Here is a 12655-nt window from a genome sequence, read left to right on the forward strand (position 1 = left end):
TATATCATCATTATAATTTTAATCGTCCAGTTTTAATACAGCCAGGAAAGCTTCCTGTGGAACTTCTACGTTACCGATCTGACGCATACGTTTCTTTCCTTCTTTCTGCTTTTCCAATAGTTTTCTTTTACGGCTGATGTCACCACCATAACATTTTGCGGTTACGTCTTTACGCATTGCAGAAATGTTTTCACGCGCAACGATTTTAGAACCGATCGCTGCCTGAATAGCAATCTGGAATTGCTGGCGTGGTAATAACTCTTTTAATTTTTCACAAAGTTTTCTTCCGAATTCCTGTGCACGTGAACGGTGGATCAATGCACTTAATGCATCCACTTTTTCATTATTTAAAAGAATATCCATTTTTACGATATCAGCATCACGGTAACCGATTGGTTGATAATCGAACGAGGCGTAACCTCTGGTCTGGCTCTTCAGTTTGTCGTAGAAATCAAATACGATTTCCGTTAAAGGCATTTCAAATATCAGTTCAACACGTGTAGCTGTCAAATAGCTCTGATTAATAAGAATACCACGCTTTCCTAAGCAAAGCGTCATAATGTTTCCGATATAATCAGGCTTTGTAATAATCTGTGCCTTGATAAACGGCTCTTCGATCGTTTCAATTTTCACCGGATCAGGCATTTCTGTAGGATTGTTTACAATCACTCTTTCGCCTTTGGTGGTATGGGCAACAAACGATACGTTCGGTACAGTTGTGATTACAGTCTGGTTGAACTCACGCTCTAACCTTTCCTGAATAATTTCCATGTGCAGCATTCCTAAGAATCCGCATCGGAAACCAAATCCTAAAGCTTGTGAAGTTTCCAGTTCAAAAGTCAAAGAAGCATCGTTCAACTGTAATTTCTCCATACAGTCTCTCAACTCTTCGAATTCATCTGTCATTACAGGGAATATCCCTGCGAACACCATTGGTTTTACCTCTTCAAAGCCTTTAATAGCAATCGGGTTCTGATTAGACCCCAGTGTGATCGTATCCCCTACTTTTACCTCTTTCGCATTCTTAATACCGGTAATAATATATCCTACATCTCCCGCACTTACTTCTTTTTTCTCCTGCATACCCAGCTTAAGGATACCAATTTCATCAGCTTCATATACCTGTTCTGTAGAAACAAATTTTACTTTGTCACCTTTTTTCAAAGTGCCATTCAAAATTCTATAATAAACAATAATTCCTCTGAAACTGTTAAAAACGCTATCAAAGATTAAGGCTTGTAAAGGCGCAGTTACATCTCCTTCAGGAGGAGGAATACGTTTTACAATAGCATCCAGAATTTCTTCGATACCAATTCCACTTCTGCCACTTGCCAGGAGGATATCGTCAGGATTACCACCAATTAATTCAATAATCTGATCTTTTACTTCTTCGATCATGGCTCCGTCCATATCAATTTTATTGATTACCGGAATAATTTCGAGGTCATTCTCAATAGCCAGATAAAGATTAGAGATGGTTTGTGCCTGAATTCCCTGTGTAGCATCCACTAACAACAATGCTCCTTCACAAGCTGCTAACGCTCTGGATACTTCGTAACTAAAATCAACGTGGCCGGGAGTATCAATTAAGTTTAATATATATTCCTGACCATCCGTATGTATATAGTTGATCTGAATAGCATGACTCTTAATAGTGATTCCTTTCTCACGCTCTAAATCCATGTCATCCAATACCTGATCCATCATTTGACGCTCATTAATCGTATTGGTTGTTTGTAAAAGCCTGTCTGCCAAGGTACTTTTACCATGGTCAATGTGCGCGATAATGCAAAAATTTCTAATATTTTTCATCGAAAGAAAGTTTCCTTTTATAGGACGTGCAAAGGTACATAAAACGAGCTGTTTTTTACGCAATTCTGTCAGTTATTTTTCCGGCACAAATTCTCTGAAATAGGCTAAATTCAACTACATTTGTTAAAATCACACCTGACTTATTATGGATCTGAATAAAACCTTTGAAGAAGCTGTAACCAACTCTAAATTATTAAGTAGTAAACCAAGTAACGATACCCTGTTAGCACTGTATTCTCTTTATAAACAAGCTACTGAGGGTGATGTGAACATCGATCCGCCAAGCAACCCGTTTGATTTTGTGGCTAAAGCCAAGTACGAAGCCTGGGCTGGATTGAAAGGAAAAACGACAGATGCTGCAAAACAGGAATATGTTAATCTTGTCAATAAATTAAGAGGTTAATACGGCGCATGAATTGGATTCGCCGAACATACCTTTATCAACTTTACCACTATCAGAAAAAGCTTTTTTGGATAGTGGTTTTTTTTGCTGCCGGAACGCTGTTCTGTACTTTTCGCGGCAATCAATCTACTCCATTCTGGGTTTGGGGCATGTATTCTGCTCCGGTACCGTCTCATGACACAGGATCCATACTATTAATGTTTAACCAATCAGGAAGTGTAATTCCGATTTATACGAATAAAGGATTTAAAACCAGATTTTACCTCCATTCGCCTTTAATTTACTTTCACTCGGCTCAGGAAATTGGAAAAGATCCGAGAAAAGCTTTTTTTGAAACAAAACTGCCGTCTTTTTATTCAACATGGATTTATCCGATGGAGGAAAAACTATTTACAACCAATTTTACACCCTACGGAAGCTGGTTAAAAAATTATCTCGGGCAAATGAGTCAAACGGCTATTGATTCAGTTTATATCACCCAATACCACTACATTTTCTCATCCGATAAAATCAATATTACCTCTATCGACACACTTTATGTCTTTTAACCGGCAACATACCTGTTTAGCATCCATTTTTTATGGATTTTGTTTTTTGATCGCAGTAAAATCATATTTTGATTATGTTTTATTGCATCAATTACATACACCTGTTATATGGGATGGTGGTGTTGACTTATTGACTTACCTGGGTTTAACAAGCGGTGTTTTCAAATCAATAACCGGCAACCAATGGTTGTGTTACAGCTTTGACACTGCCCTTCTTATACTTCCGCTTGTTTTAGTGTTTCAACCGCAGAGGAGGTTGCTGGCAATACTTAATTTTTCTATATGGCTGGTATATTTTTTGATCTATAATCTGTATGGAACGCATCAAACACACGCGCTAACAGGTTTGTTATTGGTGCATATTCCTTTTCTTTTTTATCAGAAACCATCCTTCCACTGGTTATGGAACGGTGTGAGGTATTATACTTTATGGATTATGTCTTCAGCTGCTGCCTGGAAGATTATCAGAGGAACCGCATTTCATCCGCAACAAGGCAAAAATATATATCTGCAGAATCAGACTGGTGCTATCATCGAATCAGGAATCACCCCGCTTCAATCATTTCTGCTTTCGAATGAATGGCTTCTGAATATCAGTTTTCCACTGGGAGTAATATTGGAAGGTTTATTTATGGTCGGTTTTTTCACCAAACGGTTTGACCGGTTATTAGCCATTCTATTGATTCTATTAATTGCAGGTTTCCGGTTATTGGCTGATGCAACTTTCTTTGAATTGTTGATTCTCGTGTTGCCTTTATGGTATTCAGAACGCGTATCCAAAACAGCTGCCCCGGCTTAAACCCCATCCTCATTATTACATATATTTTTATTTAATGAGATCACTTAACGACACAACATCTCCCCTCCTTATATAAGGATATCCTCCAAAATATAACATATAGATTAACTCTTATCACATCCTTTTTTCTTTTTTATTCATAACACTAAATTCCACCACCACCTTTATAGTGTTACAATATCGAAACCCTTAATACTGATGATTTATGATTCGCTCCGCTCGGTTTAATCCCACTAAGCGACATTTAACGAGCAATATCGACAAACCCCAGTCGGATGCATTGAAAGTAAATACCTCTCAATGGATCCCATACACCTGCATGCTCCGGTATAATAATATATACGAAACAACAGCCTGTATCAGATTATCTCGAGAGAAAAATAAAAAAGATGAAACTTACAGCAAGGTTATCTACTTCTTAAAAGGCAGTAATTGTCGCGCCTGTTTCCAGACAAAGTGAGTGAATTCGTCTTTAAGAAAATAATACATAATCAAAAGATACAATGTTCCGGAAACAACAATTCCGCCGAACAGTATAAAAAATCCTGGAATTTTCATGCTATGCAATACCGAATGTACCAGAATAAAACTTAATGAAGCAATAAGTGTATTATTGAGAATTAATTTATCAAAAACCAGTTGCTCGAAGAATTTTTTGCAGAATAAAACAACCATTAGCATAGTAATTCCTTCTGATAAAACAATCGCTATTACAGCACCCTTCTCACCAAAAAAGTAACCCCCAACTGCAGCTGTTACCACTAATGATAAGCTGCCAATCAACAAAGAATTGAAATAGTATTTTTCTTTACCGAAAGCCACCAGATATTGTTTACTGTAGTATGAAGAATAAATTCTGAACAGTCCGAATAAAGCCAGTCCTCTGAGCGGTAATACAACATCCAGATATTTACTACCCAATAATACATTCACAATGTCTGCTGCAAATACAATAACACCCAACATTGCCGGTATACCTACAAAACTGATCCATTGAAAGTTTTTCAGCAATAGCGACCTTACTTCACCGCTATTTTCTTGTGCCTGAACAATTTTGGGAAAGAAAACCAGCAGCGAATCTGTAATCAGGGCAGTTGCTAATTTCACTACGCGCATCGCCAGGGTATATAAACCTACTGCCGCGGCAGTTGAAACCATTCCTAAAATTACACTATCCATATAAAGGGCAACTCCTTGTAATACACTTATCCCATACATGATCCATAAAAAAGGAAGGTGCTGCTTCAGATTGATTTTCTTTAAAGTAAGCTTCACCTGAGTCATCAGCAAACCGAAGTTGAGCAAAATATTGATGATACCTGAACCGGCAATAATGAAGTAATAAACTATATAATCTTCCTTAGAACGAACAAACAGGAAGATAGCAGCCAACGCAGCCAATCGTACGAAAATAACCCTGATCGCAATAAACCTGAACTGCTCAGTACCAATAAAATACCATTCACAGGTAAATGCATTTAAAAGAAAAAACATTAATGCAGCCCAGAATAAAGGCCATTCAAAAATTTCATCGGTAATTCCTAAACTCAAAGTAAGATATAGTGCACTGATCAATAAGGTACTCAGTATATGAATACATAAAATCTCAGAAACAAATTTCCCCATTTCATTCGGACGGTCTTTCAACAAAGCAATTCTCCGTTGAGCATATACCATAATGCCCATTTCAGCTAATACTGCAAAGAAAAACGAGTAATTATCAAAAAATCCGGCCTTACCCAATCCGGTAGGGTTCAGTTGTCTTGAAACCAAAGGAATAGTCACCAATGGCACCATTATCTGGGTAATGGATAATAATAAGTTGTAAATAAGATTTTTTCGAATAACGGCCACTGGGAGCGATTTATGGGTACAAACTTAAAACAAAAATTCGCTTTTCGCTACTGAATTTCTTATATTCGTTAGTACAGAAATAACTGAACTATGAATATCGCAATCTACGATGCCGAGCACTATGAAGGAGTTTATCCGTTGATCAAGATCTTTGGTACAGCCAATAACCGGTTAACAATATTCACCAGTTCATCTTCTATAGACAGGCTCCATGAAATGTTAAAAGGCGATTTCTTTAAGCATAAATGGATCGTAATAGAGCCTCAGAAACGTAGTTTCAAGTATTTCAGAAGAGTAAAAGCCTTATTACAGGTAGCCAAAGCTGAATTTGTCATTTTCAATACTATTTCCACTCACCAACACTTTTATGCAAAACTGATTGACTCTGTGGGGGCAGACCGCTGTATGATTACAGTGCACAATATCAACAACTTCTTTGAACCCTCACCCGGTATCGGTATAAAAAGTTTTCTAAATAACATCGGAAAAAGAAAACTCAAAAAAAATCTGCATTATTTTAATGTTATTAACGAAGCGCTATTACCTAAACTCAAAGAACAATTAAATGCGGGGCAGGAAGCCATCACTATTCCCGGCGGTTTATTCGAAGCCACTTTTCCGGTAACACCTCTAAGCAGCCCTATTAAACTGGTGGTGCCAGGTACAGTAGATAAAGGCAGAAGAAATTATGATCAGATTTTTGATCTGGCAGTAATGGCAGAAAGTATTGAACTGCCGCTCGAAATTTCTATTGTGGGAGGTATGCAATCTGCTTACGCGCGTCAACTGATAGAGAGAATTAATGCAAGTTCTTACCAATATGTTACTATCCATTACACAGATTATCCTGTAGTGCCGCAACCTGTTTACGACGAGGCTATCGGGAAAGGGCATTTTATATGGATACCTTCTATTATTCACTTCCAGATGGAAAAAGGATTACCTGAAATTTACGGAGTTACAAAGTCTTCAGGAAATGTATTTGATATCATACGTAGTAGCAAACCTTATCTGGCTCCTACGGCCCTCAATATGCCACTCGAATTGCAGGAAACAGGTTTTCATTACCAGCATTTAAGAAACCTGATTGAATATCTTCAGGAACTGCATTTACATCCTGAGCAGTACAACGAACTATTGATCAACTCACAACAGGTAGCACAAAACTTCAGCGTGGATGCAGTAAAAAATCGCCTGCCGGCAATATTTAAAGCAATGACTGCCTGATATCATGGTCGTTTAATTTCGGCCAAAGCACTTTTTGCTCATAGCCAAGCATTTGAACAGCTATTTTCAGAAAGGATTGATAAGTTCTGACACTGGGGTCGAAGACAAATCTATCGGCAACAATTGTCAATAACTGATGATCGCGTTGGAGTGTTGGAATGATCGACATCAGTGGATGCCGTTCGTTTTTCCATTGAGGAAATAAAACCTGTTCCTTATAATCGATCCACTTCTTTAAGTCGTCAGACCAATACAAAGGAACAGATTTTAAAATATTATCAGCAGGTGCCTGTAATGAAGATTGCAGCTGCAATGTTTTATTATTCAGATTCTGCCATTGCCGGTACCACGAATTCATAATTGTTACGTTTACTTAAAACATAACAATTATTAAACCAGCCCGGCAGTCCTTACTGGCAATCTTGTAAAGATTAAGCTAAACTTTTAATAATCGTTACAAATTCCTCAGCATTCAATGATGCGCCACCTACTAAACCGCCGTCAACGTCTGGCTGAGAGAAGATTTCAGTAGCATTCGACCCTTTTACACTACCGCCATAAAGAATTGACAGGTTATTAGCCACATCAACACCGTATTGAGCGGCAAATACGCCCCTGATATACTGATGAATTTCCTGCGCCTGTTCAGCACTGGCTGTTTTACCAGTTCCGATAGCCCAGATAGGTTCATATGCGATAATTACTTTTTGAACATCATCGGCAGAAAGATGAAATAAACTTTCTTTCAGTTGAGTTTCTACAAATCCGTTTTGTTCATTGGCTTCACGAATATTCAAAGGTTCGCCACAACAAAAAATAGGCGTCAGTTGATGCTTTAAACAGAGATTTACTTTTTCAGCTAACTCACTATTTGATTCATTGAAATACTCTCTTCTTTCACTGTGGCCTAACACACAATAAGGAACCTGGATAGAAGCTAACATCGGAGCAGCTACTTCACCTGTATAAGCACCACTTTCTTTTGAGTAACAGTTCTGAGCTGCAATTTCAAACTGAGGGGTATCTTTAACAACTTCTACCGCCATAGTTAGATAAGGTGATGGTACGGCAAAAATCGCCAATTGATGAGCAGCCAGCTGAGGCTTATGTTGCAGGATATCAGTTAACAATTTCTTTCCTTGCTCATAAGTAGTATTCATTTTCCAATTCGCTGCTGCAATTTTTTTACGCATGTCCTGTCAGTTTAAATTTGGGATAAATTATTTTTTTCAAATATAATTCGCAATTGCTTTTTTTCCTCATTCGATAATTCCTGATTTTTCATTTTTTTCCATCGTGCAATATCATCCATTGCTCTTTCAAAAGCATATTCATCCGTACCTCCATATCCCCATGAAAAATCCGGAATATACTTGGGGGTTAACCCTTCTCCAAAAACATTTGCACAAATACCAACAATAGTACCCGTGTTAAACGAAGTATTAATTGCACAACGTGAATATGAACCCATTAATAATCCACACTTCTGCCCCACTTTCACATAACTATTGCTCGCTTCATGCCATATAGAAATATCAGAAGCATTGTTCTTTACATTCGAATTACTTGATCCGGCACCGATATTACACCAATATCCTACTACAGAATCACCCAGATAACCGTCGTGTGCTTTATTAGAGCAACCCATAATCACTGAATTCTTGATTTCCCCCCCTACTACACTAAACGGACCAACGGTAGTAGCACCATATATTTTGGCACCCATTTTTACTACAGCACCTTCACATAATGCAAAAGGACCGCGAATAAAGCTGCCTTCCATTATAGTAGCATTCTTCCCGATATAGATAGGACCATCCGTAGCATTCAACGTACAAAAATACAATTGTGCACCCGGTTCAATAAATACGGGATAGTCACCGAACTTTTGTACATACGGCGGAATTGGCTCAGAAACCCTGTCTTGCGTAATTAAATCAAAATCTTCTCTGATAGCCCAATCGTTCCACTGAAAAATATGCCACGGATACTGTAAGATTTTTACCTGCGAATAATCGTAATGAGACTTATGTTTTAATACGTCTTCAAGAAAGGCATGATTAGGAATAATATTAGAAGCGAAAATGCGATCCTGATCAAGTTTAGTCAGCTCATTTACATCTTCTACTGCAATAATATTTTTTTTAGTGAGGTATTCCCATTTTTCCTGGATTGTAAGAATCCCCAAACGAATTTTAGCAATAGAGTCTGTTGCAGAAAATGGATATAAACTCGACTTTATTTCAAAATCGTTCAGATAAATATTGGGCATATATGATTAAGTTGTAAATGTTAATGAAGATATCAATTAATAGGCACTAAAAAAAATCCCCTTCCTGAGAACAGGAAAGGGGAAAGTATAGCCATGAAAAACAAAAAACTTAATCTTATTTAAAAGATAATTATTTTTTCGCGTAACGTTTTTTGAATTTGTCGATTCTACCCGCAGTGTCAACTAATACGTTTTGACCAGTGTAGAAAGGGTGCGAAGTAGACGAAATCTCTAATTTGATTAATGGATATTCATTTCCATCTTCCCACGAAATGGTTTCTTTAGTAGCAGCAGAAGAGCGGCTTAAAAAAGTTTCACCATTACTCATGTCTTTAAAAACTACAAACCGATAACTATCGGGGTGGATACCTTTTTTCATAAATCTTTGATTTGAAAGGTTGTACGGATTTTGCCGTACATTTATTAGTTAAAAATATAAAGGCACAAAATTAGTCGCTGTTACTTGCAACTCCAAATTAATTTTTTTTGTTGAAACAACAAAAATATCTCTGAAATTTTAAGAACGCATATTTTCATATTGCAAAGGCGTACCAAACTCCTCTCCTCTGCACAACTGGATCACCTCTTGTAAGTCATCAATTTTCTTACCAGTTACGCGAACCATGTCATCCATTATCTGTGCCTGCACCTTTAAGCCGCTGTCTTTGATCTTTTTAACAATCTTTTTAGCATCCTCCTGCTTCAAACCGTTTTTGACAGTTACTTCCTTTTTAACGATTTTACCACTCTGATATGCTTCTTTAGTAAGATCAAAAGCCTGAGGAGCAATTCCCTGTTTATGAGCACGGTTTACCAGAACATCCGATAACTGGTCCATTTTCATCTCATCTTCGGTTTCAATATTAATTTTGAAAGTCTTCTTATCAAGCGCTATAGAAACATGTGAACCCTTGAAATCGAATCGATTAGTAATTTCTTTGGACGTAACGTTTACAGCATTATCCAATGCCTGAAGATCCACTTTACTAACAATATCAAATGAAGGCATAAGCAAGAATTTTAGCAAAAATAACTATAAATGCCTATAACAGAAAAGGGTTCCATAGACATGGTACCCTTTTTAACCAAAACTAACTGCTTATGAGAAAAACTATAATTTATTTGCTTGTTATATATTAGACGTTAAAAGACCTGAAAACGTTTCCTTGCGAATTGTTAAAATTTTCATAATAGACCTAAAATTCATAGAAACTCTTTACTAAAATCAACAATCATGCAAATTTTTTTCGAATATTATCGGCTTTTTTAAACAAAATCACGATAAAACATACGAAACCAACTACTTGAACTTATCTAGATAAAATGGAGGATTATTTTTATTCCATTTTAGTAGTACGATTGATTGATTGTCAGGTTACATATATGAACGTTTCCATTAATAAGTATGTGTGTAAACAAGATTCGGTACAGCATTACGCTTAAAATGGGTGTATAAAGTATTATAAGGGTGGTTTCTACTCCCAGTACACAGTACGGTCCTATAATATGAGTGTTGTACAAAATCGAAAAGCAACTAAGTAAGTGTAAAAAAATCCCGATACGTCTGTATCGGGATTTCGTTTATTTTTTAGTTGCTGTAACATTCTGATCTTTTCGTTTCCAAAGCACAAAGGCTAATACAAGGCCAATTACCACCAAACTCAGTGAAATGACTTCTGCCTGTGTAGGATTGAACCCTAAAAGGTGCATCTTGTTATTAACTCTTATCTTCTCAATTGTAAAACGCTCCAGGCCGTTCAGGATAAGATAGATGGCAAATAACATTCCTGCAATCTTAACTCTCTTACGAATTGCCCACAAAATCAGGAAAATGATAAAGCCCATGATGGTTTCATAAAATGCGGTAGGAAATACCGGCATCGGTAGCTGAGAACAATACTGCTCGCCTTCGCAACCTTCCAGCTTCACACCTTCACTGATCACGTTATTCGGGAAATTATAAGCCACCATCCAGGTTGGTAAAAAAGAAGGAGCTTCTACAAACTTCTTTTGCACCTGAACTGCCGAAGTATCTCTGAACTGACGATAGTAGTAATTGATGTTTTTTTCTATACTTGCCATTGCAGTAGCACTATCCGCTTTTACTACTTTTCCGTCAGGAGTATTTACATAAGCAGCATTCACAATTCCCCAGTCACCGTCACCACTTACCTGACAACCGATACGGCCGATAGCATAAGCAATGATTAATGCCGGTGCAATGGCATCACATAACTCTCTGAATGAAAATTTATGTTTTCTTGAATAATAATAAATTGCAATACCGGCACAGATCAATCCACCATAAAATGTTAACCCGCTAAAGCTGAATAATGACCCGATCGGATCTTGTACAAACTCATCCCAGTTTTCAAAATTGTGAAACAACTTTGCACCCAGAAAACCAAACAACGCCGCTAACATCAGCATATCACCTACCCTGTCTTTAGGCCATACTTTTCGCATTTCTTCTTTCGGCGAAGGAAGCGCCTGTTTTTTCTTTTCAGCATACTTCGTATATGCGAAAAGAGCACCGGCAATCAATCCGGTTAAAAGGTTTCCCTGGATTGAAAAAATGAACGCCTGCGGATCAGCTACCTGCGATTTATCTGCGATAAATAAACCAATAATTTTATAGCCGAATAAAAAACCCCATATGAAATTAATGACTAACTCTGTAGTAGAAGCAGGTTTTCCAATCACCACTTTCTGCGTGGTAAAACCTATTCTTCCTTCCTTTTCTTTACGTTCTAACTCCTTATACAATAGATAAGCGGCTGTCAGAAACGCTATTGCAACAAAAAAACCGAATGAATTTACAAAGTGTAAAAAGCCCAGTTCAATGTTGAATAAATCTTTAAATGCGTAATAGAGATTGGGATACATAATTACTTTTAATTCAATTGCAATGATAAGAAAACAATCGCGAGAATGAAAATAGAATTAGGTTAAATTGAACTATTTGACAACCCTTTACTATTCTTTCATGATTTATTCTCCTTAAAACTTTAGTTACTTCCGATCACATGCTTACGCTGTTTTTATGCAAATACATTCAGGTCGATACAAGGCAAGCTTAAACAAAATCAGCTTATTCTATCACCAGCATTATAATAAAAAAAACCTCCCCGCAGGAAGGTTTTCAATAATGTTCGGTAGTTATTAGTCGCAATACTCATTAAACGCACCAATTAAGTTGTGCGCAATAATCTGAGGAGGCGTTCCTTCAATCTGGTGACGCTCGATAAAGTGTACCAGTTTACCATCTTTAAACAATGCAATAGCAGGAGAAGATGGTGGATAAGGAGCTAAATGCTCACGTAAGCGTTGTACTGCAGCAATATCATAACCTGCGAAAGCTGTAGTTAAATGCGTTGGCTTTTTTTCCGTATTGTTTACAGCCATCACTACACTTGGACGTGCAGAACCTGCTGAACAACCACATACAGAGTTAATCATCACCAAAGTAGTACCTGATTCTTTTAATTGGGCATCTACCGCATCTGGAGTCAACAACTCACTGAAACCATTATCGGTTAACTCCTCCTTCATGGGCTTAACTATCTCAGTTGGATACATATAATCTATATTTTAAAATATTATTTCTAATTACAACGCAAATCTAGCGCATTTGTTCATTTACTCAATAAGCCATATTGTCACAAAAATATTCACTAAAGCGACATTTAGTCTTGCCGCCTGAATGAAAAATGTATAATTGTCTCAAAAACCGGCATCGG

The 12655-nt window shown here is 37.2% G+C and carries 13 protein-coding genes; 4 read left to right on the forward strand and 9 right to left on the reverse strand.

The features are described from left to right. Positions 1-18: 18 nt before the first annotated feature. The gene (gene lepA, locus D9O48_RS09725; RefSeq protein ID WP_126972777.1) at positions 19-1812 is read right to left on the reverse strand and encodes a translation elongation factor 4; all 1794 of its coding nucleotides are present in this window, start codon (positions 1810-1812) and stop codon (positions 19-21) included. 145 nt (positions 1813-1957) lie between these two features. On the opposite strand from lepA, the gene D9O48_RS09730 reads away from it, so the two are divergent. The 3 genes from D9O48_RS09730 to D9O48_RS09740 are packed head-to-tail and all read left to right on the forward strand — an operon-like array spanning position 1958 to position 3562. Beyond that, positions 1958-2215 carry an acyl-CoA-binding protein gene (locus D9O48_RS09730; protein WP_199750545.1) on the forward strand — a complete coding sequence of 86 codons (258 nt, stop codon included), beginning with the start codon at positions 1958-1960 and terminating at the stop codon, positions 2213-2215. A gap of 8 nt (positions 2216-2223) precedes the next feature. Continuing rightward, positions 2224-2763: a hypothetical protein gene (locus tag D9O48_RS09735; RefSeq protein ID WP_126972779.1), complete on the forward strand. Its 540-nt coding sequence runs from the start codon at positions 2224-2226 to the stop codon at positions 2761-2763. Positions 2764-2809: 46 nt separating this feature from the next. Further along, on the forward strand, positions 2810-3562 hold the full coding sequence (locus tag D9O48_RS09740) for a hypothetical protein (protein ID WP_126972780.1): 753 nt from the start codon (positions 2810-2812) through the stop codon (positions 3560-3562). Between the two features lie 411 nt (positions 3563-3973). Here the strand turns inward: D9O48_RS09740 and D9O48_RS09745 are convergent, their stop codons facing one another. Then, a complete protein-coding gene (locus D9O48_RS09745; protein ID WP_126972781.1) occupies positions 3974-5416 on the reverse strand; it encodes an oligosaccharide flippase family protein in 1443 nt (480 codons plus the stop codon). Between the two features lie 90 nt (positions 5417-5506). Here D9O48_RS09745 and D9O48_RS09750 point away from each other — a divergent pair, with 90 nt between their 5' ends. Further along, positions 5507-6643: a hypothetical protein gene (locus tag D9O48_RS09750; protein WP_126972782.1), complete on the forward strand. Its 1137-nt coding sequence runs from the start codon at positions 5507-5509 to the stop codon at positions 6641-6643. On the opposite strand, the gene D9O48_RS09755 is transcribed toward D9O48_RS09750, so the two are convergent. The 7 genes from D9O48_RS09755 to D9O48_RS09785 form a co-directional block, all read right to left on the reverse strand. Next, positions 6624-7001 carry a hypothetical protein gene (locus D9O48_RS09755; protein ID WP_126972783.1) on the reverse strand — a complete coding sequence of 126 codons (378 nt, stop codon included), beginning with the start codon at positions 6999-7001 and terminating at the stop codon, positions 6624-6626. The two genes, D9O48_RS09750 and D9O48_RS09755, sit on opposite strands and share 20 nt — an antisense overlap. A 73-nt stretch (positions 7002-7074) precedes the next feature. After that, positions 7075-7836: a triose-phosphate isomerase gene (tpiA, locus tag D9O48_RS09760; protein WP_126972784.1), complete on the reverse strand. Its 762-nt coding sequence runs from the start codon at positions 7834-7836 to the stop codon at positions 7075-7077. 11 nt (positions 7837-7847) lie between these two features. Further along, the gene (locus tag D9O48_RS09765) at positions 7848-8915 is read right to left on the reverse strand and encodes a putative sugar nucleotidyl transferase (protein ID WP_126972785.1); all 1068 of its coding nucleotides are present in this window, start codon (positions 8913-8915) and stop codon (positions 7848-7850) included. Between the two features lie 130 nt (positions 8916-9045). Then, on the reverse strand, positions 9046-9294 hold the full coding sequence (locus D9O48_RS09770; RefSeq protein ID WP_126972786.1) for a type B 50S ribosomal protein L31: 249 nt from the start codon (positions 9292-9294) through the stop codon (positions 9046-9048). A gap of 138 nt (positions 9295-9432) precedes the next feature. Continuing rightward, positions 9433-9924 carry a YajQ family cyclic di-GMP-binding protein gene (locus tag D9O48_RS09775; protein WP_126972787.1) on the reverse strand — a complete coding sequence of 164 codons (492 nt, stop codon included), beginning with the start codon at positions 9922-9924 and terminating at the stop codon, positions 9433-9435. A gap of 572 nt (positions 9925-10496) precedes the next feature. After that, a complete protein-coding gene (locus D9O48_RS09780; protein ID WP_126972788.1) occupies positions 10497-11801 on the reverse strand; it encodes a prolipoprotein diacylglyceryl transferase in 1305 nt (434 codons plus the stop codon). A 276-nt stretch (positions 11802-12077) separates the two neighbouring features. Beyond that, positions 12078-12494, reverse strand: a complete 417-nt coding sequence (locus D9O48_RS09785) for a BrxA/BrxB family bacilliredoxin (RefSeq protein WP_126972789.1) — start codon at positions 12492-12494, stop codon at positions 12078-12080. Positions 12495-12655: the final 161 nt, after the last annotated feature.

Origin of the sequence: Gynurincola endophyticus (assembly GCF_003991195.1) — a bacterium.
GTDB lineage: Bacteria > Bacteroidota > Bacteroidia > Chitinophagales > Chitinophagaceae > Gynurincola > Gynurincola endophyticus.

What these genes read in the sequence shown, in the direction of transcription:
- tpiA (WP_126972784.1), bottom strand. Translation starts at nt 7,836, where the DNA reads ATGCGTAAAAAAATTGCAGCAGCGAATTGGAAAATGAATACTACTTAT.
- D9O48_RS09765 (WP_126972785.1), bottom strand. Translation starts at nt 8,915, where the DNA reads ATGCCCAATATTTATCTGAACGATTTTGAAATAAAGTCGAGTTTATAT.
- lepA (WP_126972777.1), bottom strand. Translation starts at nt 1,812, where the DNA reads ATGAAAAATATTAGAAATTTTTGCATTATCGCGCACATTGACCATGGT.
- D9O48_RS09780 (WP_126972788.1), bottom strand. Translation starts at nt 11,801, where the DNA reads ATGTATCCCAATCTCTATTACGCATTTAAAGATTTATTCAACATTGAA.
- D9O48_RS09775 (WP_126972787.1), bottom strand. Translation starts at nt 9,924, where the DNA reads ATGCCTTCATTTGATATTGTTAGTAAAGTGGATCTTCAGGCATTGGAT.
- D9O48_RS09735 (WP_126972779.1), top strand. Translation starts at nt 2,224, where the DNA reads ATGAATTGGATTCGCCGAACATACCTTTATCAACTTTACCACTATCAG.
- D9O48_RS09750 (WP_126972782.1), top strand. Translation starts at nt 5,507, where the DNA reads ATGAATATCGCAATCTACGATGCCGAGCACTATGAAGGAGTTTATCCG.
- D9O48_RS09785 (WP_126972789.1), bottom strand. Translation starts at nt 12,494, where the DNA reads ATGTATCCAACTGAGATAGTTAAGCCCATGAAGGAGGAGTTAACCGAT.
- D9O48_RS09770 (WP_126972786.1), bottom strand. Translation starts at nt 9,294, where the DNA reads ATGAAAAAAGGTATCCACCCCGATAGTTATCGGTTTGTAGTTTTTAAA.
- D9O48_RS09730 (WP_199750545.1), top strand. Translation starts at nt 1,958, where the DNA reads ATGGATCTGAATAAAACCTTTGAAGAAGCTGTAACCAACTCTAAATTA.
- D9O48_RS09755 (WP_126972783.1), bottom strand. Translation starts at nt 7,001, where the DNA reads ATGAATTCGTGGTACCGGCAATGGCAGAATCTGAATAATAAAACATTG.